Here is a 24,700-nt window from a genome sequence, read left to right as displayed (position 1 = left end):
TCATGAGTTACCAATGATGAAAAGGAAAATAGGCGCGCTCGCTCTGTTGGCATTGATGGTTGCCACCTGGCTCGGTTATCCGAAAAGTGACAACCTTCTCAAGCAGCAAATCGGGCAAAAAATCATCCTGGATATCCGCTATTTCTGCCCGGATATGGATGAGGATGCCGATAGCGATGACTGTAAAACTCCGGTCACCCACCTGCCAGACATTCTGGCTGACACCATTCGGGACACAAATCTCGGCGGCATCATTCTATTTGCCGAAAACCTCGAGACGCCCCGGCAGATAATTCGGCTGACCACCGACCTCCAGCAGGCCGCCAGGGGTTCTTCTTCCGGCCTGCCCCTGTTTATTTCCATTGATCAGGAGGGAGGCAATGTAGTTCGACTCCCCAACGAGTACAGTACGACATTCAGCGGCAATATGGCGGTAGGCGCAACCTATGCACAGCATGGGGACAAATTCGCCCGTCTGGTAGGGAGCACCCTGGGACGTGAGCTGCGCACGCTGGGTATCAATGTCAATCACGCTCCCAGTGTGGATGTAAACAGTAATCCCGATAACCCGGTCATAAACGTCCGTGCCTTTTCCGACCGCCCGGAAACCGTTGCCCAACTGGGGGCTGCGATGCTGGAAGGGATGCAGCAGGAAGGCATCATCGGCACCATCAAACATTTTCCCGGCCATGGAGATACCCGGGTAGACAGCCACTCCGGATTACCTGTCGTGACACATGACAAAGCGCGCATCATGTCGACAGATATAGAGCCTTTCCGCCGGGTTCTGCAACAGACGAATGTGCAAATGGTGATGACCGCGCATATCCAGTTTCCGCAACTGGACAGCAGTACTGTGGTCAACAAGTATGGACAGGCCATAGTCAGGCCCGCCACCCTGTCCAGGGAAATCCTTACCGGTGTGCTGCGCAACAAACTGGGGTTTGAGGGCCTGATCATCAGCGACGCACTGGATATGGACGGAATCGCCAACTTCTTTACCCCGGTCGAAGCGGTGATCAATACCTTCGAGGCCGGTACCGATATCGCCCTGATGCCGATACAAATCCGCAAACCCGCCGACATAAAAAGCTTCCGCAACCTGCTCGACTATGTGAGCAAACGCATGATTGAAGAACCCGAGGCATACGCACAGATTGCCCGCTCTTATCAGCGCATCGCAACGGTCAAAGAACAGCTGCGGTCGTCCATCCCCGACGTTGATAGCAAGCTAGCATCCGCTGAAGAAATACTGGCAAGCGCTGGACACCGTGCAATCGAACAGGCACTGGCGCAGGCATCGCTAGTGGAATGGAGCAGCGGGGACCGTCCGGATCTTTCCCGCGTAAACCGCGTTCACGTGGTATTTCCCCGCGAGGAAGATGCGGCCTATCTGGCGCAACAGCTGGCTCAACGAACCCGCTGGCAGGTAACCAGCGACAGTTTGCGCAACGCCACCAGTGGTGAGAACCCCTACAGCGGAGCAGCCATAGCGCAAGCCGATCTTGTGATCGTGGGCAACAATTACCAGCAATTGAACAGCCCTGCCCTCAATCGGGACACAGCCCCGGCGGTGCCCCTGAACCGAGCAGACCGGGCGGCCCGCCTGCTGAAACTCGCCGGAGACAAGGGCAAGACCCGGGTCTATGTCAGCCTGGGTTCGCCATACTCGATCGACAACTTTATCGGGCTTTCCGACATCCAGATATTCACTTTCAACGAGGTCAGTTACCACCTGGGCGCCCTGCGCCAGAGCCCCACCCTGGAGGCTGTGGCGAATGTCGTCAGTGGTCGGGTAGCGGCGGAAGGTCAACTTCCGGTTAATCCCCTGCACAGCCAACTGGTGGAAGTTCCCGGCGGGCAGCCACCGGGGATTCGCGCGGCACAGCCCTAGCGCAACCCGAGTATGACATTCGACGGGAGGGCGCGCGGCGGCCAGTGGAGTTCACCAGCGACTTTTTTGCTAAACTTGCGCCTTCGCAACGGAGGTTCTCGCCATGCAACCACAGGATACCCAGATTCCCAATATCCAGGCCGACCTGGAGCGCGCCGTGCGCTTTGCTCTAGCCGAAGACCTGGGCGATGGAGATATCACCGCCCAGCTGATCCCGGCATCCCGCCAGGCGCGGGCGCGGGTGATTACCCGGGAGGATTGTGTGTTCTGTGGCCAGGCCTGGGTGGACGAAGTGTTTCGGCAACTGGACCCGGAACTCAAGGTTACCTGGCACGTCGCCGACGGCGATCGGGTTGCCGCCGACAGCACCCTGTTTGAACTCGATGGCAACGCCCGCACGATACTTACCGGCGAACGCTGCGCGCTGAATTTTGTACAGACGCTGTCCGGTACCGCCACCGCAGCCGCCGAGTACGCGGCACTGGCACAGGGCACGGAAGTAAAAATCCTCGACACGCGCAAGACCATCCCGGGGCTGCGCACGGCGCAGAAGTATGCGGTGCTCTGTGGCGGCTGCCACAACCATCGCATCGGGCTTTACGATGCGTTCCTGATCAAGGAAAACCACATTGCCGCTGCCGGTGGTATTCACAACGCCATCACCCAGGCCCACGCCATCAAACCGGGCGCCCTGGTGGAAGTGGAGGTGGAAAGCCTCGAGGAACTGCGCCAGGCACTGGACAGCGGTGCCGATGTCATCATGCTGGACGAATTCAGTGATGCGGACACCAGAAGCGCACTGGAACTGGCAAAGGGCAAGGCAAAGATTGAAATTTCCGGCAGTGTCGATGCCGCACGCCTGCAGCAGCTGTCGTCGCTGGCGGTGGATTACATTTCCTCCGGCAGTCTGACCAAACACCTGCGGGCCATCGACCTGTCCCTGCGCCTGGTTTCCGAATAATTTCGGCTGGATTGCTCCGGCCCTCTCAGCCGGAGCGCTCTGCGCGGGTTTCGGCCCGCGTTGTGACCGGTGTCCGCTGCTCGGCGACCACTTCCCGCAGGTGATAGCGCGGACGCCGCTTTACCTCTTCGTAGATCTTGCCCAGGTATTCTCCAATCACCCCCAGGCACAGCAGTTGCACACTGCCGATAAACAGTACCGGCACCATGATCGAGGCCCAGCCGGGCACTGCGCTGCCGGAAAACAGTTTCACAGACAGCACCCACCCGATCAGCACCAGCGACAGTGCGCCGGTAATCAACCCCATCAGGGTAATAGCACGCAGCGGGGCAATGGAAAACGCGGTAACCCCCTTCCACGCCAGCGACAGCATGCGCCGCAGGGGATATTTGCTCTCCCCTGCCAGCCGCGGTCGCCGCGCATACTCCACCGTGGTCGAGCGGAAACCGATTTCCCGCACCATGCCGCGCAGGAAAAGGTTGGTTTCCGGGTATTCCAGCAGCGTGTTCACCGCGCGCCGCGACAGCAGGCGGAAGTCCGCGTGATTGAATACCAGATCCACCCCCAGGCGCTGCATCAGGCGGTAGTAACCCTCCGCGCTCAGGCGCTTGAAAAATGTGTCCGAGTCGCGCTCCTTGCGCACGCCAAAAACCACCTCGTTGCCCGCCAGATAAGCGTCGAGCATGGACGCGATATGCTCCGGCCCGTCCTGCAGGTCCGCATCGATGCTCACCACTGCTTCTTCCACCGTCTGCGCGAGTCCGGCGTACAGCGCGTTCTGGTGGCCGCGATTACACGACAGTGCCAGGGCCACGATTCTTTCGTCATTTGATGCCATCTGCTGCAACATCGGCCAGGTCCCGTCCCGGCTGCCATCGTCGACAAAGTAGATGCGCGATTCCGCCCGGATGCGGCCCGATGCCAGCAGACCATCCAACGTTGCCAGCAGCTCCGCGCAGGTGGATTCCAGTACCGCCTCCTCGTTATAACAGGGCACTACAATAGCCAGGGAGGGAATGGCTACCGGCGCCGTGGAGTTCGAGTCTATATGCCTCATGGGCGCACCCCGTAAATCCAGAATTGATGCAGGAGAAAATTGAAAGCCAATGTCACCGCCGTCGCGCATACCTGCGCTATCAGATAGTGCGCAAATGGCAGCAGCAGGGAAAAGCACAGGGTATTGATAGCCAGCCCGACAAGCGCGACAAACACGAATCGCGGCAGCGCCTGGCTGTGCCCCACCCGCCCGCTGGCAGAGAAGGTGAAGTAGTAATTGAGTGCGTAATTCGCCAGGGCGGCGAGTGCATAGGCCGCAACTGCGGCGAGCAGTTTTTCACTGCCCGCAGCTTCAACCAGCAGCACCAGCAAGCCGTACTGCAATGCCGTTGCACTCCCGCCTACGGCGAGAAACCGCAGCACCCGCTGCGTTGTCTGGCCTAACCTTGAAGCGCGCTCAGGCGGGGACATCGCCCTTCACCCCGTGTTGTGTATTGGAACCTGCCCCGGCATCGGCAACGGCCGCCGAGGCAATGGTAATCGGCGGTATATCCAGCGGCACAAATTCAGAATCCCGCGCGGCACTGGTACCTTTCTCGCCCGCTTCACTGCGCCGGCGCACCGCCAGCATCAGCGCCACCTGTACCAGGATCAGCCCTTCCGCCGGTTTGCGGTAACGCCCCTCATTGACTGCAATTGGCAGCAGCCCCTGCACCAGTATCCAGGTCAGCAACAGGCTCGGCAGCATGCGCTGACCTTTGAGGCGGCGCCAGTAGACTGCGGTCCAAATCAGCAACACCAGGGTTAGCGGGGCCCACAGCCAGCGACTGTGGTGGTTCAGGTTTTCCAGCCAGCGCGCGCGGTTGTTATCCGGCCAGGAAGAACCAAAAAACAGGTAAACCAGGTTCTCCCCGGTCAGCCAGGCGTAACGAGACAATGTCAGCGGATAGTTGGCCTGGGCGCGCTCCCAATCGGCGGCGCCCTGTTCGATACGAATGCGTGCGCTCACCCGCCCGCTGCGCGCAGTGGTCCAGTCCGACAGCGGTGCCAGGGGCTTCTCACCGGTCGACGGCGAGCCAAACCAGTAATTCCAGTTGGCACCAGCGTGGCTGTAATGGATGTGAATCTCGCGCTTGCCAGAGCGCATATACAGGCCCACCAGCTTGCCGATGCCGTGAGGCGAAATCATCTGCATGGTGACATGGCTACGGTAGGCCAGTGGCCCGAGCATCAAGGTCAGCAACGCGAGACTGTAGCCGGCCTTTGCCAGTTTCTGCGGCTGTGCCAGCCACAGCCACGTCGTCACCACTGCCGCCAGTGGGATGGCGATGCCGCGGGTCAGCCCGGCGAGAATCCACAGCAGTACCATCAGCAGGAAACTCGCCATGGTCTGTTTGCGGCGACAGCGCCAGCTGGCGTAAAGCGCAGCGCCCAGCAGTGGCAACAGCAGGGTTTCCTGCATGAAGTAGGCGTAGATACTGATCCAGGAAGGCAGTAACGACAACGTCGCCCAGATAGCGGTAGCCAGCAAGCGCCGCCGCGGCAGCAGCTCGCGGGCGAAGCGATACCAGATCCAGGGTGTCAGACAGGCCAGCAGCACGGTGTACAGGCCGACCAGCAATGGCTCCCCCAGCGTCAACTTGCCGAGCATGCCGATATAGATCTGGTACAGCACCGGGTCGGTCATCGACATCGGGTCCCGGCGCAGCGCTTCGGTGCCCTGCTCCCAGTGGCGCTGGGTATCGCTCCAGATATGGTCGATGGGGTTGTAGGTAAATATGTGCTCGATACGCAGCCAGATACCCAGCGCAATCAGCAGGTAACACAGTCCGTAGAGCAGCGTGCGCCGGTCCAGCCGCAGTGCCAGCGACTGCAGCCGCGCCGCTGCAGAGAAATCTTGAGTTACTTTCAACAGCATGGTCATTCTCGCCCTGTGGCCCGCGGTAACCCGGGCGGGAGCTGGTTGGGTATCAGGTCGCGGAAGCGGCTTCCGGCCCCCTAGGGTCGGCAACCGGGCTTTCCGGGTGAGTGGCCGCCCCGGCAGTATTGAACAGCCGACCCGGGGCAAACTGCAGTGCCGGGAGCCAGCGCCCCAAAAACGCAAATACCCCGCGCTCACCAATATAGTTGGCGTAAGCCACGTAATCCGGGTCCCACGACAGGTGCCGCTCCTCGGTGCGCGCGCGCATGAAGTACACGAAATTCACCAGCAACAGCAGCAGCGAGTGCCGCAGCGCTTCCGGCGCTGATGCGCTCACCATGAACGGCATGGAGATCATCCACCAGGAGAGGTTTTTGCTGACATACGCCGGGTGTTTGGTGTAGCGATAAGGGCCGTTGGTGAGGATGCCGCGATGGGTCAGGTTGGAGAAGCGGATACCGAAGGGAATGCTCGCCCACACATAGATCCCGATCAGCAACAGAATGATGCCGCCCCAGATCCCGTACATCGCCGGAGTATTCCAGAACCAGTAACCCCACGCGGGACCCTCATCGTATTTGAGATAGTTACCGGAAAACATGCTCCAGAACGGCTGGTAGCTGATCAGAGCCACCCCCCAGCCCAGGAAGCTGGGTTCCGCGGTGCGGATGTGGGAGTCGAACAACCTCAGCGTGCACACATAGCCCACGGTGACGAATAGCAGGTCGATGTAGAACAGGAAATTGAAGGTGAAATCGAACACCGCCTTGAAACTGCCCACCAGCCGGGTCAGATCAAAATTGAGCAGGGTATTCAGGTTGTTGCCCATGTAGACAAACATCAGCGGCAGGAAGAACAGCTTGACCAGCCACCCCAGGTACAGCTGGCCGATGGCGCGCCCGGAAATACCGCTGCGGGACCCCGGCAGCAGCAAACCCAACAGCCAGGAACCCAGTTGCCAGTAGGCATCTTTCGGGCTCTGCATGGCCCCGTCCACCAGGTAAAAATACGGCACCGCCAGCAGCATCCACCAGGGCAGTACCGCCCACACCACGGCGAAGTAGTTGTTGTAAAAAGACCCGTGATATTCCGGGAACAGCCAGTAGACGAATGCGACCGAGCCCACACTGAGGTAAAACCCGAGCAACTTGACCGCGGTGCGGGCCAGGCTGTGGTTGCGGCGCCGGAAGTCGAGGCCGGCAGAGGCATTGCGGTACGGCTTCAGGAACCACCACTCCAGCAGGATGATCGGCAGCGCCAGCGCCAGGGAAACAACCACCAGCGCCTCGGTGCGCACCGCCAGGTGCTGACCGTACTCCCGCAGCCACCAGACCGCGGCCAGGGAGATACCCAGGGCAATCAGGTTGATCCAGATACGGGTTGGCGCCTGTGGCGGTAACGCGGGCGACCCGCTCGAGGTGGTTGTCGCGCTGGTAGGTGTCGCGCTGGTAGTTGCGCTGTCCGGATTACCGGGAGAGCGACGGCCCTTCCCGGTGTTTTTTTTATTTTTCTTCATCGTCGATCCAACTGACAAGCAGTGTGCACACTGGCCAGCCCGCAAAGCGGCCTGACCAAAATTCAGGATCTTGCCAGTTTACCGCTTAGCGGCGCGCGCATCCATGCCCCGGCCTCCGCCGGCATCTAGTGACGGTGATGATGGGAGTGCGGATCCGCAGTTTCCGCGGGTTGCGCCGACTCTGCCGCGCCCTGCTGGTGGCTATTGTGAGTATTGTGAGTACCTTGAGCACCGTGAGCCCCGTGAGCCCCGTGCTGGCTGCCCCCCCAGATGGTCCAGAGGCCGAACAACAGCACCAGCAGCGCCATCAGCAGGCGCACACCGGGCTTCTGCACCAGCTTGCGCAGTCTGGCTGCGGCGGCGCCAGTTGCCAGTACCGCCGGCACCGTGCCCAGGCCAAAAGCCAGCATGGCCAGTGCCGCATTCGGCGCACTGCCCTGGGCCAGGGCGAAAGTCAGCGCACTGTATACCAGGCCGCAGGGCAGCCAGCCCCAGAGTGCGCCTAACGCTACCGCCTGCGGCGCGGAACGCACCGGCAGCAGGCCGCGGGAGAGCGGCTGCAGATAGCGCCAGAGATAGGCCCCGCCGCGCTCCAGCCACACCAGGCCGCGCCACCAGTCGGCGAGATACAGCGCCATTGCTACCAGCATCAGGCCCGCGATCACCCGCAATGGCGCCAGGCTGGCTGCCAGGTCAGTGGCGATATAGGCGCCCAGCAATCCCGCCAGCAGGCCCATCAGGGTATAGCTGGCCACCCGCCCGGTGGAGTAGCCGATCAATTGCGCCCACGCGGGTTTCTGCCCCGGCACCGCCATACCCAGCGCGCCGGAGATACCACCGCACATGCCGACACAGTGGCTACTGCCAAAAAAACCGATAGCCAGTGCCGCGGCCACAAATCCCCATTGCTCCATTGCGACTCCGCCTACGGTTTGTTGTTCTGGTGGTGTTGTTGGTGATGTTGCTGGTCGTCTTCCGCCGACCCGGTATCGGCCTCCGGATGGGACTCCTCGGGGAGGTCATCATCAAACAGGATGCGGCGCCCCTCGGTCTCCAGGTCATCGTACTGGCCGCTGTTCACGGCCCAGAAAAACAGCTTTACCGCGATGACAATAAAAACGATAACGATGGGGACCAGCAGAAAAATACTGTCCACAGTTTTACCTTTGAAGTGTTGTGCTCAAGATTTTCAGGCAGTGGCAACCGATCCGGTTGCGGCCGGCACCTCGACGGCGGGCTGCCAGCGGGACAGGCGCAGGGCGTTGAGCACCACGATCAGGGAGCTCAGGGACATACCCACCGCCGCCGCCCAGGGCGGCACCAGGCCCATAAAGGCCAGCGGCAGTGCCAGCAGGTTATAGAGCACTGCCCACGCCAGATTCTGGCGAATAATTGTGCGACACTTGCGCGCCAATGCAAAGGCCCGCGGCAGCGCCTGCAGGTCGCCCTGCAACAGAATCGCATCGGCGCGGGACTGGGCCAGGTCCGCGGCGGACATCATCGCCACCGACACATCGGCGCCAGACAGCACCGGTACATCATTGATACCGTCGCCCACCATCAGCAGGCGCTCCCCCTGTGCCTGGGCGCGCTGAACCTGAGACAGCTTCTCTTCCGGCGCGGCACCAGCGGTGAAGTCGGCCATGCCGGTCAGCTTTGCCAACCGCGCGACTTCTGCAGACTGGTCCCCGCTCAGCAGTGTGGTGCTCAGCCCTTCGCCCTGCAACTGCGCCACTGCAGGCACCGCGGACGGGCGCACCGCATCGCCGAGCCCGAACCAGGCAAGTGGCCCCTGTTCATCCGCCAGCATCAGCCACTGCCCCTGCCGTGATGGGTGGGATACGGGCTGCGGGCATTGTGTCCCCTCGCAGGCAAAATCCGCGCGTCCCAGGCGGAAACGGGTGCCGTCAATCTCGCCCTGTACCCCGCGACCGGTGAGCGACTGCAGTCCGCTGGCGCGCAGTTTGCCGGACCAGGGGCGGAAAGCCCGCGCCAGGGGGTGATTGTTGCGGGACTCCAGCGCCGCCGCGATATCCCGGGCGCGCTCCTCGGTCACACTGTCGCGCAGTACCTGAATATGCGACAGGCGGGGTTCGCCCTCGGTGAGGGTGCCGGTCTTGTCGAATACTACCCGGGGAATCCCCGGCAGCGCTTCCAGCACATGGCCGCGCGCTACCAGCAGCCCCAGTTCCTGCAAGCGCAGTGTCGCCGCCGCCAGTGCCGCCGGTGTCGCCAGCGACAGTGCGCAGGGACAGGTCACCACCAGCACCGACAACGCAATCCAGAACGCATCCTCCGGCGCCCGCTGCCACCAGAATACGAACGCCGCCACCGAGATCAGCAATACCGCAGCGACAAAACGCCCGGCAATCCGGTCCGCCAGCGCAACCTGCGCGGGTTTTTCCAGCTGCGCGGACTCCACCAGGCGCTCGATCGCCGACAACCGGGTGCCGGCGCCGGCGGCGGTGACCCGCACAACCAGGGAAGAATCGCCATTGACGCTACCGGCAAACACCGGGCTGCCGACGGCTTTCTGCTGCAGTGCGGCCTCGCCACTCAACAGGGATTCGTCGACACCGCTCTCCCCTTCGGTCACTTCGCCATCGGCGGCAATGGTGTCGCCGGGCCGCAGCAATATGTGATCGCCCACCTTCAACGCGGCGGTGGGCACCGACTCGAAATCTGCCTCCGCGAGGCCGCCATCCGAGCCCGCGTGCGGGGGCAATCGCAGCGCCGCCAGCGGCAGCAGCTGTGCCAGGCCACCACTGGCGAGACCGGCGCGGTGTCGCGCGCGCATCTCTACCGAGCGCCCCAGCAACAGAAAAAACGTGAACATGGAAACGGATTCGAAATACACCTCACCGGTCCCGAATACCGTGGCGTAGACGCTGGCGCCGTAGGCCAGGCCGATGGCCAGCGAGACAGGGACGTCCATGGTCAGGTGCCGGGTGCCCAGCGCCCGCCAGGCCGCGGCAAAGAATGGCTGCGCTGCGTAACACACCACCGGTGTCGCCACCACCAGCGACACCCAGCGGAAAAACTGCTCGAACTGCTGTTCGATCCCCTCGCTGGCACCAAAGTAGAGCGCGATGGCAAACATCATCACCTGCATGGTGCCGAGCCCTGCGACCCCCAGGCGACGCATGGCTGCCCGCCGCTCATTCTGAATCAGTTGCTCGCTGTTGGACGCCGGGGGCGCTGCCGGTCTGTAGCCGATCTCGGCCAGTGCGGCAAACAGCCGGCTCACCGGCACCCGATCGGCCGCGAACAGGATCTGCGCGCGCTGGGTGCTGGCATTGACCGAAACCTTTTCCACCCCGGGGATCTGCCCCAGGTGCTTTTCGATCAGCCACACACAGGCAGCGCAGGTAATGCCGCCCACCAGCAGGCTGGCAATTCGGCGCTGACCAGACTCGCCCGGGGTTTCCGCGTCGCGCACAAAGCCGCTCTGGACATCTGCCAGGTCGTAAGCCGCCCAGCGCCCGTCCGCGCTGTCGCTATCGGGCCTTTCGTTGCTGCGTTCGCGGTAGCGGTAGAAGTTATCCAGGCCACCGGCGACGATGGCTCCCGCCACTGCCTCACAACCGGGGCAGCACATGGGGCGATCGACGCCGTTGATGCGGACGGAATAGCGGCTGCCTTCGGCAACCGGCAGGCCGCAGTGAAAGCAGTCGCAGGCAGAGGTCTCCGCCTGCGGAGGGTTTCCCGGAAAGTCGCTCATTGGACGGCGGGGTTCAGCGGCGCTCCATTGCCGAGATTGAAGTTGATTTCACCCTTAAGGCGCCACTCGGCTTTCTCGTGCTGGGCGGGGTCGAGTTCCGGAGACAGCTGCAGGTACCAGCGGTGCTGCAGCGCCTGCTCCAGGGTGCCGCGGTAGCGGCCGGGCGCCAGCATATCGAGCACGATATGGGCGTCCAGATCTGCCTCCACCGGGTGACTCAGGGTAAGTAGCAATTGCTCGGGATAATCGATATTCCCTTTCAGCTGCAGGGAAACCGTGCGCTCGCCGGGGTCGAACTGCAACAACCCGGCCATGTCCAGCTCCGCCGCACGCTGGTCCTGGTGCGCCATATAGTGGTACATGCGGCTGTCTTTGTAGTAGGTGTCACTCACGGTATCGTCACCGTACCGCACGGCGACGGATACCATGATGGCGGACATGATCACCACCAGTACCAGCGGCGCCATCACCAGCCAGAACCAGATCTCCCGGTACCAGGGGCGCGGGGCTTGATTGTTGTCCGGCTGCTGACTCACCTGCACATTCACCATGTTCTGTTAACCACCTGATACTGCTTACTTGGGCCCGATAAATACGGTGCGGTGCCGGTCTTCGAGCTCCGGTGCATCCTTGGCGCGAATGACGATATCAATATCGTGCTTCGCTTCCTGCAGCTGCGCCTTGGGCACGCTGACCCGGATCGGCACCGAGTAAACCTCTCCCGGGATGACGCGCACGCCGCGCTGCATTCGCAGGGAGTAATCGTACCCCTCTTTGCCTTCGATCCGCACCTCGAACTCGTGGGGCTTCTGGTCCATATTGTTGATCTTGACCGTGTACACGTTCTGCACCAGACCCTGGGACAGGCGGTACATGCGCGTGCCGCGGTCCCGCAGCACTTCGGCCTGCACCGGCGAGCGGCTCACCACCTGCTGCACCAGCAGGCCGGTCATCAGCAGCAGCACGAGCGCATAGCCGAACAGGCGCGGACGCACATACTGGGTCTTGCCGGTTTCCAGCTCGTCTTCCGAAGTAAACCGGATCAGGCCGCGGGGATACTGCATCTTGTCCATGACGCTGTTGCACGCATCCACGCACAGACCGCAGTTGATGCACTCGTACTGCATGCCATCGCGGATATCGATATCCACCGGGCACACCTGCACACACCAGTAGCAGTCGATACAGTCGCCCATGCCCTGGGCCTTGTAATCCGCACCCTTCTTGCGCGGGCCGCGGGCCTCGCCGCGGCGGGCGTCATAGTACACCGCAAGGGTATCCTTGTCGTACATCACCGACTGGAAGCGCGCGTAGGGGCACATGTACTTGCACACCTGCTCGCGCAGGAAACCGGCATTTATATAGGTAGCGAAGGTGAAGAACCCTACCCAGAAGACCGCCTGCGGATGGGCATTGAAAGAGGCCAGATCCACCACCAGGTCGCGAATACCGTAGAAATACCCCACAAATGCCAGTGCCGTCGCCAACGCGATGAACAGCCAGATTGAGTGAGTGCCCCCCTTGCGCAGGACCTTCTCCGCGCTCCACGGCGCCGCATCCAGCTTCATGCGCTTGGCGCGATCGCCCTCACACACCCGCTCCGCCCAGATGAACATCAGGGTCCACACCGTCTGCGGGCAGGTAAAACCGCACCACACCCGTCCCAGCCAGGTGGTAATGGCAAACAGGGCAAAAGCGGCAATAATCAGGAGCCAGGCGAGCAGGAAGCCGTCCTGGGGGCCGAAGGTAGCCCACAAGATATGGAATTTGCGCGCCGGCAAATCGAAATGCACCGCCTGGTGGCCATCGATGTTCAGCCAGGGGATGAAAAAGAACGCCAGCAACAGGGGCAGGCCCGTGTACTTGCGGATGCGGGTGTAGACGCCGCGGATATGACGGATGTAGACCTTGTCGTCGGACTCATAGAGCATGCGATAGCGGACTTCGCCATCACCATCCTGCTCTTCCCGAGTTGGAATTCTATCGCTCACAAAACCTCACTTACCCGAAATAATGATCGGGACGGTAACTGCAGTCGTTGCAATGAGGCTTGTTATTCTTCCCTGCGGTGCCCTTCCCGGCGAAATGAGTGACGGCCAGGCCGCCACTCATCCTTTTATCAGCCAGCTTACTGCTGAACTTCTTCCTGGCGGGACAGACTGTAGACATAGGCCGCAACCAGGCGAATCTTGTCTTCCCGCAGCTTTTCCTTCTGCGCAGGCATCTGGTTACTGCGACCACCACGGATGGTGTGGCGGATTTCTTCGCGGCTGCCGCCATAGAGCCAGATGTTGTCGGTCAGGTTGGGGGCACCCAGGGCCTGGTTGCCCTTGCCGTCCATTCCGTGACAGGCCATGCATACGGTACCGAACACCTTCTTGCCTTCGGCAGCCATAGCGGCATCGTGCTCGAGCCCATTCATGCTCAGAACATATTCGGCCGCGTTCTTGACCCCTTCTTCACCGATCACCGGACCCTGTGGTGGCATCAGGCCCTGACGCCCCTGGTGCAGGGTTTCGAGGATTTTTTCCGGGGTACCGCCGTACAGCCAGTCGCTGTCGGTCAGGTTCGGGAAACCGTAGTTGCCGCCGCCGTCAGCGCCGTGGCACACCGCACAGTTGTTGGCAAAAATCCGCTGGCCCATTTTCAGCGCCTCACGACTCTCGGCCACTTGTTCGATCGGCATGTCTACGTACTGGCCGAAGGTTTCCTTGAACTCCGCCTGCGCCTTGGCCTGATCCGACTTCAGCGCACCGACAGAGGTCCAGCCAGCAATACCCTTGAAGTTGCCCATACCCGGGTAGATCACCAGGTAGGCAGCAGAGAATACCAGCGTGAGGACGAATAACAGGAACCACCACTTGGGCAGCGGGTTGTCGTACTCCTCGATGCCATCATAGATGTGGCCGGTAGTGCGGTTTTCCGGATCTTCCTGGTCGTCTACCGCCACCTTGCGGTTGGCGAAAAGCACCCAGGTCACCAGTACGAGATTCGTGAGGGTGAGCACAATTACCCAAACACTCCAGAATGTACTCATTTTTCGTGCCCCTGTTCCTGTTTGGCTCCGTCTTTATCTCCGGAGCGGGAGTCGCCTTTTTCGGCGTCCTCTTCGATTGATTCCGGTTCGTCGGCAAATGGCAGCTTGGCGTCTTCTTCAAAGCGCTTTTTGCGCTTGGGTGAGAAAGCCCACCAGCAAATGGCTAGGAACGCCAATGCGCCCAGCACCACGCCAATCTGCCGCAATATATTGATATCCACTCGATACCCCGCGATTAACGCTTCTGCTGCACCAGGGTGCCCAGCTGCTGCAGGTAGGCCACCAGTGCGTCGATTTCGGTTACCCGACCACCGACAAACGGCTTGCTGGCATTGGCGATATCTTCATCGGTATAGGGCACGCCCGCGATTCGCATCGCCCGCATCTTGGCGGCGGTGTGCTCGCCGGTGACCACATTGTCGAACAGCCACGGGTAAGACGGCATGATGGATTCCGGCACCACGACCCGCGGGTTGTACAGGTGCGCGCGATGCCATTCGTCGGAATAGCGTCCACCCACGCGGGCCAGGTCCGGACCGGTGCGCTTGGAGCCCCACAGGAAGGGGTGCTCGTACACGAATTCCTGAGCCATGGAGTAGTGGCCATAGCGCTCCACTTCCGCGCGCAGGGGGCGAACCATCTGCGTGTGGCACACATGGCAGCCTTCGCGGATGTAGATGTCGCGCCCTTCCAGCACGATCGGGCTGAAGGGCTTAAGCCCGGCAATGGGCACATTGTTGTCTTTGGTAAAAAACTGGGGAACGATTTCCACCAGGGCACCAAAGCTGATGGCGATCACAATGAACACCATCATCAAACCGATGTTCTTCTCTACGATGTCATGATTCTTCACGATTCGTTCCCCTTATGCCGACTTCGCTGCGGGCAGATGTTCGTCGTGACGCACCTCATCTTCCTCAGGCTCGTCAGTGATGGTGCGGAATACGTTGTATGCCATCAGCAACATACCGGTCAGGAACATTGCCCCGCCCAGCCAGCGCACCACGTAACCCGGGTGGCTCGCAATCACGCTTTCCACGAAGCTGTAGGTCAGGGTGCCGTCGGCGTTGAACGCGCGCCACATCAGGCCCTGGGTAATACCGTTCACCCACATGGAAGCGATGTACAGCACGGTACCCACGGTGGCGAGCCAGAAGTGTGCATTGATCAGCTTGACGCTGAACATCTGCTTGCGCTGCCACAGCACCGGCACCAGGTGATACAGGGCACCAATGGAAATCATCGCCACCCAGCCGAGAGCACCGGAGTGCACGTGGCCGACGGTCCAGTCGGTATTGTGTGACAGCGCATTGACGGTCTTGATGGACATCATCGGACCTTCGAAGGTGGACATGCCATAGAAGGACAGGGACACCACCAGGAAGCGCAGGGTCGGGTCGGTGCGCAGTTTGTGCCAGGCACCGGACAGGGTCATGATGCCGTTGATCATGCCGCCCCAGGAAGGTGCCAGCAGAATCACGGACATGATCATCGCCAGGCTCTGGGTCCAGTCAGGCAGCGCGGAATAATGCAGGTGGTGACCGCCGGCCCATACGTAGATGGAGATCAGCGCCCAGAAGTGCACGATGGACAGCTGGTAGGAGTACACCGGGCGACCGGCCTGCTTCGGCACGAAGTAGTACATGATGCCGAGGAACGCCGCGGTCAGGAAGAAGCCCACCGCGTTATGGCCGTACCACCACTGGATCATCGCGTCGGTGGTGCCGGAGAACAGTGAGTAGGACTTCCAGGCACTGACCGGCACTTCCAGGTTGTTGATAATGTGCAAAAAGGCAATGGTGATGATGTAAGCACCAAAGAACCAGTTGGCTACATAGATATGTGAAGTGCGGCGCTTGACGATGGTGCCAAAGAACACGATCGCATAGGCAACCCAGATCAGCGCGATCAGGATATCCAGCGGCCACTCGAGCTCGGCGTATTCCTTGGTGGAAGTCAGCCCCATCGGCAGGGTAATAGCGGCGCCGACAATGACCAGCTGCCAGCCCCAGAAGGTGAAGGGTATCAGCCAGCCGCCGAACAGGCGCGTCTGACAGGTACGCTGCACCACGTAGTAGGAAGTCGCAAACAGCACGCTGCCGCCAAACGCAAAAATCACCGCGTTGGTGTGCAGGGGTCGCAGACGACCAAAGTGCGTAAAGGGCTGCCAGATGTCGTTCAGCGCCGGCCATGCCAGCTGCGCGGCGATCAGCACGCCGACACCCATGCCAACAATGCCCCAGACCACCGACATGATGGTGAACTGGCGCACGATGTTGTAGTCATAGTCCGGCAACTTGCCGGTCTCTGCCACCGTTGTCGTCATTGTGTTACTTCCGTTGCTTTTTAAGATTCGTTTCCGTCACACACGCAAGAACCCGCCAATAAAATAGCGGTTATCCCCTTCACCGTAGACGGGATGGGTCTCGAAGCGACGATTTAAACGCACCAATCGCCGTTCGAAACTGATTTAGATCAAGTCGCGACCTTTACCTGCCGCAATACGCAGGCGCAAGGCGTTCAATTTGATGAAGCCCTCGGCATCTTTCTGGTCGTACGCACCCGCGTCATCCTCAAATGTGGCGATGCGCTCGTCGAACAGGCTGTCATCAGAGCGGCGACCAACCGCGGTCACGCTGCCCTTATAGAGCTTCAGGCGCACTTCACCGTTGACCACGGATTGGGATTCGTCGATTGCCGCCTGCAGCATCTGGCGCTCCGGAGCCCACCAGTAACCGTTGTAAATCAGCTTCGCGTAGCGCGGCATCAGCTCGTCTTTCAGGTGTGCCACTTCGCGGTCGAGAGTAATGGACTCGATGGCGCGGTGGGCCTTCAACAGGATGGTGCCGCCGGGAGTCTCGTAGCAGCCGCGGGACTTCATGCCCACGTAGCGGTTCTCGACGATGTCCAGGCGGCCGATGCCGTTGGCGCCCCCCAGCTTGTTCAGTTTTTCCAGCAAGGTCGCCGGGCTCATGCGCTCGCCGTCGATGGCGACCGGGTCGCCCTTCTCAAACTGCAGGGTGATATAGGTGGGCTTGTCGGGTGCAGCTTCCGGGCTGACACTCCAGCGCCACATATCCTCTTCCGCTTCCGCCCACGGCTCTTCCAGGATGCCGCCCTCGTAGGAGATGTGCAGCAGGTTGGCGTCCATGGAGTAAGGGGACTTTTTCTTCTTGTTGGAAAAGTCCACCGGAATCTTGTGCTGTTCACAGTACTGCATCAGCTTTTCGCGGGAATTGAGGTCCCACTCGCGCCAGGGTGCGATCACCTGGATACCCGGCTTCAGCGCGTAAGCGCCGAGCTCGAAGCGCACCTGGTCATTGCCCTTGCCGGTCGCGCCGTGGGAAATGGCATCGGCGCCGGTCTCATTCGCAATCTCGATCAGGCGCTTGGCAATCAGCGGGCGGGCAATGGAGGTACCCAGCAGGTACTCGCCCTCGTAGATAGTGTTGGCGCGGAACATGGGGAAGACGAAGTCGCGCACGAATTCTTCGCGCAGATCGTCGATATAAATTTCCTTCACCCCCAGTGCTTCCGCCTTGGCGCGGGCCGGCTCGACTTCCTCACCCTGACCGATATCGGCAGTAAAAGTCACCACCTCGCAGTTGTAGGTATCCTGCAGCCAGCGCACAATCACGGATGTGTCCAGTCCACCGGAATACGCCAGTACCACCTTTTCGATCTTGCTCATTGCCGTCCTCTGTATATAGGGAGTAAGCCGTTACCCGGGCAGCAACATACCGCGGAAAACACAGGGTTTTCGCGCCGGTGGCGCTACCATCGAGGCTCGATGCGGGGGAGATTATTATTGGAAGAGTACCCACGAAGGCGGCTACCCCGCCTTTTTCGGGGCGCGATTGTAGCGCCTCGAAACGCGTACGACTAGCACCACCGTGTCAGTCTAAAAAGTAATCGGCACACCTGGTTACTTTATATTCAAACTGTTGACCAATGAGGCATTCACCGCAGTTTTCGCAATTTATTGGCGCTTCGGGTAGCATCGGCGCCGCGATCAAGCCGCCTGACGATAGTTGGTAATCCCTATGCAGCAAATCACTCTCCGCGCCCCCGACGACTGGCATATCCACCTGCGTGACGGCGAGGCCCTCGCGCGCACCGTTGGTGACGCCGCGCGACAGTTCCGCCGCGCCATCGTGATGCCGAATCTGGTGCCGCCGGTGGTCAACGCCGAAGACGCGCTAGCCTATAAAGGGCGCATCGAAGGACAGGTCCCCGCCAGCGCCGATTTTACCCCGCTGATGGTGATTTACCTGACGGACAAGACCTCTCCGGAAATCGTGCGCCAGGCCCATGCAGCCGGTGTCGTCGCGGCCAAGCTCTACCCCGCCGGCGCCACGACCAACTCGGCATCAGGCGTTACCGATATCGCCAACATCTATCCGGCACTGGAAGCCATGCAGGAATGCGGCATGAAACTGTTGCTGCACGGTGAAGTGACCAGCGCCGATATCGACATTTTCGACCGCGAGAAGGCCTTCATCGACAATATTCTCGGCCGGGTGGTGGGAGACTTCCCGAACCTGAAAGTGGTGCTGGAACATATCACCACCGCACACGCCGCCGAATTCGTTGCCAACGCGCGGGAAGGCGTCGCCGCCACCATCACCGCACACCACCTGCTGTATAACCGCAACCACATGCTGGTGGGCGGGATCCGGCCGCACTACTACTGCCTGCCCATCCTCAAGCGCGGCGACCACCAAACCGCGCTGATTGAAGCGGCCACCAGCGGCAGCCCCCGGTTTTTCCTCGGCACAGATTCTGCACCCCATGCCCAGGGCAAGAAGGAAGCCGCCTGCGGTTGCGCTGGCTGCTATACCGCCTACAGTGCCATCGAACTCTATGCCGAGGCTTTTGAACGGGCCGGCAAACTGGAGCGCCTGGAAGGCTTCGCCAGCGAATTTGGCCCGGACTTCTACGGCCTGCCGCGCAACAGCGACCAGATAACCCTGGTGCGCGAACCCTGGACCCTGCCCTCCGGTCTGCCCATGGGCAAGGAATCCCTGATCCCGCTGGCCGCCGGCGAACCCCTGAAGTGGCGCCTGCAGACGGCCTGAGCCGAGACCCAAACCGGGATAACCGGCATCGAACATTAAGCAGTTGAATTCGACCAAGGATATTACGTGACGCCCGCAGAAGAACCCACAGGCCCGAAGAGTTTACTGGCGCAGCGCTTTCGCGGCTTCCTGCCGGTTGTCCTCGACCTCGAGAGCGGCGGCTTCAACGCCCGCACCGACGCGCTACTGGAAGTGTCTGCGGTTATCCTGGACATGGATGACAACGGGGTCCTGTACCCGCAAGAAACCCACAGTTTCCATATTGAACCGTTCGAAGGGGCCAACGTCGAACAGTCTGCGCTGGACTTTATCGGCATCGACCTGGAGTCCCCCGAGCGGGACGCCTGGCCGGAAGAAATCGCCCTGCCGGAGATGTTCCGCAAGATCCGCAAGGCCATCAAGGCCCACAGCTGTACCCGCGCGGTGATGGTCGCTCACAACGCCCACTTCGACCTCGGCTTCGTCAATGCGGCGGTAGAACGCTGCGGCATCAAGCGCAACCCATTCCACCCGTTCTCCTGCTTCGACACCGCAACCCTGGCCGGTCTCGCCTACGGACAGACGGTGCTCGCCAAGGCCTGCCAGGTGGCCGGCATCCCGTTTGATAACAGCGCCGCCCACTCCGCCGAGTACGACGCGGAGAAAACCGCGGAGCTGTTCTGCGGCATCGTCAACCGCTGGCGCGAACTTGGCGGCTGGCCGCTGCCCGCCGTTGATACAGACACAGACACAGATGCAGACATAAACGCCTGACGCCAGCGGTGCAATTTTCTACGACCAAAGTCTGATTCCATGCGCCGGTCGGGGCTTCTAGTCTGCAGAATTCCCAATAACAAAAGTTTGGTTGTATACGCGATGACAAGCCCACACCGGATCGCAAGCATCTTCCGCCCCCTCCTCAACGGGTTGCTCGGCGCAGCCCTGATCAGCACAAGCCTTTGCGCCAGCGCCGAGGCCGGCAGCTGGCAAGAAAATGTCGCCAGCGGCGGCTTCAGCAAGGTCCACATTTACACCCCGGACAGCCGCTCCGCCATTGGCGACGGTCGCGCGCTACTTATCCTGCTGCACGGTTGTGTGCAACCTATCGACAACTACCTCAACGCCAATCTTGAAGCCGCGGCTAATGAATTCGGCATGGTCATTGCGGTACCCGACGCTGAACACAAGGCCGGCTACAACTGCTGGGCCTACTGGGAAGACAACCGCGACCGGGAAAATGGCGACTACCGCCTGCTGATCCAGCTCGCACAGGCGCTGGCGGCCGAAGAGGCGCGGGACATCGACCCGGCCCAGATCTATATTGCCGGCCTCTCTTCCGGGGCCACCTTTGCGCACACCGCCGGCTGTCTTGCACCGGATGTATTCGCCGGGGTCGCAGTGAGTGCCGGGCCCAGTATCGGCACCAGCCCCGCTGGCGCCCTCGGCAACTGCGAAGTCGCCGACGTCGCGCGCCGCTGCGCCGACTACGCGGGCAGCTACAAGGAGCACTTCAGCACCCAGGTCTTCGCGGTGGCCCACGGCAGTGAAGATACCGTGGTAGACCCGTGTTACCTGGAGCAAAATGCCGAAGGCATGGCGGAGCTCTACGGTGTTGCGCGCCTCCCCGGCAGCGATACCCTGCGGGAAGGCGACGCCAGTGCCGAACTGGTCACCTGGCAACAGGGCCGTGTCGGCATGCTGACACTCAATGGAGTCGGCCACAGCTGGTCCGGCGGAACCGGCGCCACCGGGCAGCATATCGACGATGCCGGCGTCAACCTGGCCCGCCAGCTGGCGCAATTCTTCCGGCAACACAATCGCCGCACCACGGCCAACCACGACACCTGATCCACGACATCCGATCCTCCGGCACCAGGCACCGACAGGTGCCCGGTGCCGATCAGGAGCCATCCGGCGCCCTACCCCGGCACTTCTTCACATTTCGGCATCGTTTCCCACCGGCTTCCGACCTTGGTCTGATTCACCACCCGACATGCGGCTCCTAATCTGGATGATGCCACCGCAGCAAAGAGTGGCAGCCACATAAAAATAATTGGTGAAAGCGATGATCAACCGTAATCTCTGGCGCGGCGCTGCCCGCTGCCTGTCTCTCGCCGTAGGCGTCAGCCTCTCCGCAGCCGCCCAGGCCGGCAGCTGGCAACAGGGCGTATCCGCCGGCGGCTTCAGTAACGTCAATATCTACACCCCCGACACCGTATCTGCCATCGGCGATGGCAAGGCCCTGCTGATCGTGTTGCACGGCTGCTCGCAACCCATCAACAACTACCTCACCGCAAATCTGGAGGATGCAGCGGAAGAGTACGGCATGGTGGTGGCGGTACCCGATGCCACAAACAAGGCCGGCTTCAGCTGCTGGTCCTACTGGCAGGGCACCAAGTCCCGCAGCGCCGGCGACTACAAAAACCTGATCAGCCTGGCCAATACCCTGTCCGCCGACAGCGGCCGCGGTATTGACCCCGACCAGGTGTATATCGCCGGGCTGTCCTCCGGTGCCAGCTTTGCCAATACCACCGCCTGCCTCGCCCCCGATGTCTTCGCAGGCATGGGCATCAGCGCGGGTCCGAGTATCGGCACCAGCTCCAACGGCGCCCTCGGCCCCTGTGAACAGGCCGATGTCACCAGCCGCTGCAACACCTATGCAGGGAGTTATGCCAGCCACTTCGATACCCAGATCGCCTCCATCGCCCACGGGCGCGACGACACCACAGTGAACCTTTGTTACAACGAGCAGAATGCCAACGGTATGGCGGGCGTGTACGGGGTAAGCCCGCTTTCCGGCACCAATCCGATTGCCGAAGGCAGCCGCACCGCAGACGAGCACCTGTGGCAGGACGGCCGCGTGTCGATGCTGTGGCTGAACAACGTGGACCACTCCTGGTCCGGTGGCGAAGGGGCCAGCGGTGGCTATATCAGTGGCAACGGAATCAACTACGCCCGCTATCTGGGCCAGTATTTTCTCGACAACAACCAGCGTGTCGACCGCAACAGCGGACCCGAGATCAGCAATCTTTCAGCTGCCGAAGCCACAGGCCTGCTGGCGATCAGCGGTACGGCGCTGGATGCCGAAGGCAGTGTGGCCAGCGTCGACATCACCGTGAGCAACATCGACACGAGCACGCCGCAATTGGTGGAAACCCTGAGCGTGCAGGCCTCGCCTGCGGATGGCTACTTCAGTGCCAACACATCCTCTCTTGCCGATGGCCTGTATCAGGTAGAGGCGATTGCCACCGACAACGAAGGTGTGCCAGGGGATCCGGTCAGCGTTACCAGTCGCGTTGGCCCGGAGCCGCCGGCGGTCGCGCCGGTGCTGAGTGATACGGCAGCCAGTGTCAGCGGCCAGTGCGCCACGGTGAGCGGTACCGTGATGGATGCGAACCAGAACCTGGATAGCGTGGTGGTGGCATTTGCCAGCGGCGATGTCACCGCAACGGTCACCGGCAACAGTTACTCCGCAGAGGGCTGCGATCTGCCGGGTGATAAAAACACGGTCACCGTCACCGCCACCGACACCACAGAACTGTCGAGCCAGGACAGCGTGAGCTTCAATATCGATGCCGGCCAGACCGGGGATTACAACTTCCACATCAACCGGGGACATATCACCTGGGGTGAGGGTTACTCCGCCTGCTACCTCGCGTTCGGCACCGCCGATTTCACCATGCGCGAAACTGCAGCGGGAGGACAGTGCCAGTGGGTGGCTGACGGCGACAGCAGCTGCGCCGGCCCGGTGCAGGCTTGTGCAAACGATGACAGGGAAGATCCGACAGACAGCGATAGTGACGGCGTCGAAGACGCAGTGGACAACTGTCCAAACGTCGCCAACGCCGGCCAGCAAGACAATGACGGCGATGGCATCGGCAACGCCTGTGACAGTACCCCGGACGGCGAAGTGACCTGTTCCGAGTACACCGCGAGCAACTACAGCCATGTGAGCGCGGGGCGCGCAACCACCAGCGGCGGTTACGCCTATGCGCTGGGCTCCGGCGACAACCTGGGCCTGTACAACATCTTTGTCACCACTACCCTGGCGGAGACCGGAACCAATTACTACCAGCAAGGCACCTGCCCCTGATCTGAAAGACGGGTGTCCGATGCGAGCCGGATCGATCCTCTCGATCCGGCTTTTTTATTGTCCGCACCCCGCGGATCAGGCAATCACATACTGCAGCGCAATAGCCCCGGCAAAACAGCGGGTGATTTTTTGCACAGATTGTTGTAGAATGCGCAATTCACGCTAAATATTGGACATTATTGTGGCTAAGAAAGCTTCCAGCGCTTCCAAGCGCGCCAAGGATACCGCCGCTCCGGAATCCCGCGAATCCATCGAGGCTCAGGTGCAGGCCTTCCTCGCCAATGGTGGCAAGATCGAGCAGGTACCCAAGGGTGTCAGCGGCCAGACCAACACCTCCGGCCCCCGCCATATTACCCTGGGCAAAAAACCCCGCAGCTGAGTTTGCGGGCTTGCCCTGTCGGTACTGAAAGCAAGCTCCCATATCCAGACCACAGCTCCAGCCCCCGGCGCAATGTTGTGCCGCACGCACCGCACCAGCCCGTGTTGCGGGCAATCCGGTATTGCCGCGTATCCTCCCCTGTCGCTTCACACCTATCCGTACCCGTAATCCAATAGCAGCCTTCTGCCCGGTTTCCGCCGACATAAAAAAAGGCGGGTAACACCCGCCTTTTTTGTACCGTCGACCGCTACCGGTCAGGGCATATCGTCCAATTCCGCCCCTTCCTTCACCGGCGGCATCAGGTCCTCTTTGGTCACCTTCAGCATCATCAGCGCGTTGACCGCCACATACACCGAAGAATAGGTACCCACGACCACACCGACGATCAACGCCAGGGAGAAGTTGTGGATCAGCTCGCCACCGAAGAACTGCAGCGCCCACAACACCAGCAAGGTGGTGAACGAGGTCATGAAGGTCCGGCCGAGAGTCTGGCTCAGGGAAATATTCATGACCTCCTCCGGCTCCGCCTTGCGCACCCGGCGGAAATTCTCCCGCACCCGGTCGTATACCACGATGGTGTCGTTGATCGAGTAACCGATCACCGCCAGTACCGCGGCGAGCACCGTCAGATCGAAGTCCAACTGGAAGATGGCAAAGAAGCCCAGCACGATGATCACGTCGTGGATCAGGGCCACCACCGCACCCAGCGAGAACTTCCACTGGAAGCGCAGGGCTACGTAGGCCATCACCACCGCCAGCGCGAACAGCATGCCGAGACCACCGTCGTCGCGCAGCTCTTCACCCACCTGCGGACCGACCATCTCTACCCGGCGCAGATCCACGCTGCCATTGGCGTGCTCCCGCAGCACACCGACAACATTGTCGCCAATCGACTGGGAAGCCTCTTCATCCCCCGCACTGCGCTCGCTCATGGCTTTGGCTACTTCCGGCGGCAGCTTGATTAGCAACTCGTTGTCGGAGCCGAAGCGCACCACCGAGGCACCCTCGAAGCCCGCGGCATCCAGCTGCGAGCGCACATCTTCCAGGGCCGGCCCCTGCTGGTAGCCGACCTCAATCTGGGTACCGCCGGTAAAGTCCAGCCCCAGCTTGAGGCCGTTCATCGCC

The 24,700-nt window shown here is 61.2% G+C and carries 22 protein-coding genes; 7 read left to right on the top strand and 15 right to left on the bottom strand.

What is annotated here, in order from left to right:
- Positions 1 to 16 precede the first annotated feature (16 nt).
- Together QZ511_RS03665 and nadC are read left to right on the top strand one after the other, a co-directional pair.
- Positions 17 to 1,894 carry a glycoside hydrolase family 3 protein gene (locus QZ511_RS03665; RefSeq protein ID WP_295799107.1) on the top strand — a complete coding sequence of 626 codons (1,878 nt, stop codon included), beginning with the start codon at positions 17 to 19 and terminating at the stop codon, positions 1,892 to 1,894.
- 103 nt (positions 1,895 to 1,997) lie between these two features.
- Positions 1,998 to 2,855: a carboxylating nicotinate-nucleotide diphosphorylase gene (gene nadC / locus QZ511_RS03660; protein ID WP_295799104.1), complete on the top strand. Its 858-nt coding sequence runs from the start codon at positions 1,998 to 2,000 to the stop codon at positions 2,853 to 2,855.
- Between the two features lie 25 nt (positions 2,856 to 2,880).
- Here the strand turns inward: nadC and QZ511_RS03655 are convergent, their stop codons facing one another.
- The 14 genes from QZ511_RS03655 to QZ511_RS03590 form a co-directional block, all read right to left on the bottom strand.
- Complete coding sequence (locus QZ511_RS03655) at positions 2,881 to 3,912, bottom strand: glycosyltransferase family 2 protein (RefSeq protein ID WP_295799101.1); 1,032 nt, start codon at positions 3,910 to 3,912, stop codon at positions 2,881 to 2,883.
- A complete protein-coding gene (locus QZ511_RS03650; protein ID WP_295799099.1) occupies positions 3,909 to 4,322 on the bottom strand; it encodes a GtrA family protein in 414 nt (137 codons plus the stop codon). Before QZ511_RS03650 ends, QZ511_RS03655 begins: the two co-directional genes overlap by 4 nt.
- Entirely contained in the window at positions 4,309 to 5,769 is a 1,461-nt protein-coding gene (locus QZ511_RS03645; protein WP_295799096.1) for a hypothetical protein, read from the bottom strand. The genes QZ511_RS03650 and QZ511_RS03645 overlap by 14 nt, the downstream gene beginning before the upstream one ends.
- A gap of 52 nt (positions 5,770 to 5,821) precedes the next feature.
- Complete coding sequence (locus QZ511_RS03640) at positions 5,822 to 7,288, bottom strand: isoprenylcysteine carboxylmethyltransferase family protein (RefSeq protein WP_295799094.1); 1,467 nt, start codon at positions 7,286 to 7,288, stop codon at positions 5,822 to 5,824.
- 125 nt (positions 7,289 to 7,413) lie between these two features.
- Positions 7,414 to 8,202, bottom strand: a complete 789-nt coding sequence (locus tag QZ511_RS03635) for a sulfite exporter TauE/SafE family protein (RefSeq protein ID WP_295799091.1) — start codon at positions 8,200 to 8,202, stop codon at positions 7,414 to 7,416.
- Positions 8,203 to 8,213: 11 nt separating this feature from the next.
- Positions 8,214 to 8,444: a cbb3-type cytochrome oxidase assembly protein CcoS gene (gene ccoS / locus QZ511_RS03630; RefSeq protein WP_295799088.1), complete on the bottom strand. Its 231-nt coding sequence runs from the start codon at positions 8,442 to 8,444 to the stop codon at positions 8,214 to 8,216.
- 33 nt (positions 8,445 to 8,477) lie between these two features.
- Positions 8,478 to 11,009 carry a heavy metal translocating P-type ATPase gene (locus tag QZ511_RS03625; RefSeq protein ID WP_295799083.1) on the bottom strand — a complete coding sequence of 844 codons (2,532 nt, stop codon included), beginning with the start codon at positions 11,007 to 11,009 and terminating at the stop codon, positions 8,478 to 8,480.
- Positions 11,006 to 11,560 carry a FixH family protein gene (locus QZ511_RS03620; protein WP_295799080.1) on the bottom strand — a complete coding sequence of 185 codons (555 nt, stop codon included), beginning with the start codon at positions 11,558 to 11,560 and terminating at the stop codon, positions 11,006 to 11,008. The genes QZ511_RS03625 and QZ511_RS03620 overlap by 4 nt, the downstream gene beginning before the upstream one ends.
- Positions 11,561 to 11,584: 24 nt before the next feature.
- A complete protein-coding gene (ccoG, locus tag QZ511_RS03615) occupies positions 11,585 to 13,000 on the bottom strand; it encodes a cytochrome c oxidase accessory protein CcoG (RefSeq protein ID WP_295799077.1) in 1,416 nt (471 codons plus the stop codon).
- Positions 13,001 to 13,137: 137 nt separating this feature from the next.
- Entirely contained in the window at positions 13,138 to 14,046 is a 909-nt protein-coding gene (gene ccoP, locus QZ511_RS03610) for a cytochrome-c oxidase, cbb3-type subunit III (RefSeq protein ID WP_295799074.1), read from the bottom strand.
- Positions 14,043 to 14,267, bottom strand: coding sequence for a cbb3-type cytochrome c oxidase subunit 3 (locus tag QZ511_RS03605; protein ID WP_295799070.1), 225 nt, complete (start codon positions 14,265 to 14,267; stop codon positions 14,043 to 14,045). Before QZ511_RS03605 ends, ccoP begins: the two co-directional genes overlap by 4 nt.
- A gap of 14 nt (positions 14,268 to 14,281) precedes the next feature.
- Positions 14,282 to 14,899, bottom strand: a complete 618-nt coding sequence (ccoO, locus tag QZ511_RS03600; RefSeq protein WP_295799067.1) for a cytochrome-c oxidase, cbb3-type subunit II — start codon at positions 14,897 to 14,899, stop codon at positions 14,282 to 14,284.
- A gap of 12 nt (positions 14,900 to 14,911) precedes the next feature.
- Positions 14,912 to 16,372 (bottom strand): cytochrome-c oxidase, cbb3-type subunit I, encoded by a 1,461-nt coding sequence (gene ccoN / locus QZ511_RS03595; protein ID WP_295799065.1) that lies wholly within the window; start codon positions 16,370 to 16,372, stop codon positions 14,912 to 14,914.
- Between the two features lie 144 nt (positions 16,373 to 16,516).
- Positions 16,517 to 17,737: an argininosuccinate synthase gene (locus QZ511_RS03590; RefSeq protein WP_295799063.1), complete on the bottom strand. Its 1,221-nt coding sequence runs from the start codon at positions 17,735 to 17,737 to the stop codon at positions 16,517 to 16,519.
- 352 nt (positions 17,738 to 18,089) lie between these two features.
- Here QZ511_RS03590 and pyrC point away from each other — a divergent pair, with 352 nt between their 5' ends.
- The 5 genes from pyrC to QZ511_RS03565 all read left to right on the top strand — a co-directional run bounded on the left by pyrC (position 18,090) and on the right by QZ511_RS03565 (position 23,575).
- Positions 18,090 to 19,124, top strand: coding sequence for a dihydroorotase (pyrC, locus tag QZ511_RS03585; RefSeq protein ID WP_295799060.1), 1,035 nt, complete (start codon positions 18,090 to 18,092; stop codon positions 19,122 to 19,124).
- A 66-nt stretch (positions 19,125 to 19,190) separates the two neighbouring features.
- Positions 19,191 to 19,877 (top strand): ribonuclease T, encoded by a 687-nt coding sequence (rnt, locus tag QZ511_RS03580; RefSeq protein WP_295799058.1) that lies wholly within the window; start codon positions 19,191 to 19,193, stop codon positions 19,875 to 19,877.
- 102 nt (positions 19,878 to 19,979) lie between these two features.
- Positions 19,980 to 20,951: a PHB depolymerase family esterase gene (locus tag QZ511_RS03575; RefSeq protein ID WP_295799056.1), complete on the top strand. Its 972-nt coding sequence runs from the start codon at positions 19,980 to 19,982 to the stop codon at positions 20,949 to 20,951.
- A 217-nt stretch (positions 20,952 to 21,168) separates the two neighbouring features.
- Complete coding sequence (locus tag QZ511_RS03570; RefSeq protein WP_295799054.1) at positions 21,169 to 23,196, top strand: PHB depolymerase family esterase; 2,028 nt, start codon at positions 21,169 to 21,171, stop codon at positions 23,194 to 23,196.
- Positions 23,197 to 23,377: 181 nt separating this feature from the next.
- Positions 23,378 to 23,575, top strand: a complete 198-nt coding sequence (locus QZ511_RS03565; protein ID WP_295799051.1) for a hypothetical protein — start codon at positions 23,378 to 23,380, stop codon at positions 23,573 to 23,575.
- 254 nt (positions 23,576 to 23,829) lie between these two features.
- Here the strand turns inward: QZ511_RS03565 and secF are convergent.
- Positions 23,830 to 24,700 (bottom strand): protein translocase subunit SecF (gene secF, locus QZ511_RS03560; RefSeq protein ID WP_295799049.1); only part of this gene is annotated, 871 nt, incomplete at its 5' end.

The organism is uncultured Microbulbifer sp. (assembly GCF_913055755.1).
Classification (GTDB): Bacteria; Pseudomonadota; Gammaproteobacteria; order Pseudomonadales; family Cellvibrionaceae; genus Microbulbifer.
This window is presented reverse-complemented; position numbering and strand designations above follow the sequence as displayed.

What these genes read in the sequence shown, in the direction of transcription:
- QZ511_RS03665 (WP_295799107.1), top strand. Translation starts at nt 17, where the DNA reads ATGAAAAGGAAAATAGGCGCGCTCGCTCTGTTGGCATTGATGGTTGCC.
- nadC (WP_295799104.1), top strand. Translation starts at nt 1,998, where the DNA reads ATGCAACCACAGGATACCCAGATTCCCAATATCCAGGCCGACCTGGAG.
- QZ511_RS03655 (WP_295799101.1), bottom strand. Translation starts at nt 3,912, where the DNA reads ATGAGGCATATAGACTCGAACTCCACGGCGCCGGTAGCCATTCCCTCC.
- QZ511_RS03650 (WP_295799099.1), bottom strand. Translation starts at nt 4,322, where the DNA reads ATGTCCCCGCCTGAGCGCGCTTCAAGGTTAGGCCAGACAACGCAGCGG.
- QZ511_RS03645 (WP_295799096.1), bottom strand. Translation starts at nt 5,769, where the DNA reads ATGCTGTTGAAAGTAACTCAAGATTTCTCTGCAGCGGCGCGGCTGCAG.
- QZ511_RS03640 (WP_295799094.1), bottom strand. Translation starts at nt 7,288, where the DNA reads ATGAAGAAAAATAAAAAAAACACCGGGAAGGGCCGTCGCTCTCCCGGT.
- QZ511_RS03635 (WP_295799091.1), bottom strand. Translation starts at nt 8,202, where the DNA reads ATGGAGCAATGGGGATTTGTGGCCGCGGCACTGGCTATCGGTTTTTTT.
- QZ511_RS03625 (WP_295799083.1), bottom strand. Translation starts at nt 11,009, where the DNA reads ATGAGCGACTTTCCGGGAAACCCTCCGCAGGCGGAGACCTCTGCCTGC.
- QZ511_RS03620 (WP_295799080.1), bottom strand. Translation starts at nt 11,560, where the DNA reads ATGGTGAATGTGCAGGTGAGTCAGCAGCCGGACAACAATCAAGCCCCG.
- ccoP (WP_295799074.1), bottom strand. Translation starts at nt 14,046, where the DNA reads ATGAGTACATTCTGGAGTGTTTGGGTAATTGTGCTCACCCTCACGAAT.
- ccoN (WP_295799065.1), bottom strand. Translation starts at nt 16,372, where the DNA reads ATGACGACAACGGTGGCAGAGACCGGCAAGTTGCCGGACTATGACTAC.
- QZ511_RS03590 (WP_295799063.1), bottom strand. Translation starts at nt 17,737, where the DNA reads ATGAGCAAGATCGAAAAGGTGGTACTGGCGTATTCCGGTGGACTGGAC.
- pyrC (WP_295799060.1), top strand. Translation starts at nt 18,090, where the DNA reads ATGCAGCAAATCACTCTCCGCGCCCCCGACGACTGGCATATCCACCTG.
- QZ511_RS03575 (WP_295799056.1), top strand. Translation starts at nt 19,980, where the DNA reads ATGACAAGCCCACACCGGATCGCAAGCATCTTCCGCCCCCTCCTCAAC.
- QZ511_RS03570 (WP_295799054.1), top strand. Translation starts at nt 21,169, where the DNA reads ATGATCAACCGTAATCTCTGGCGCGGCGCTGCCCGCTGCCTGTCTCTC.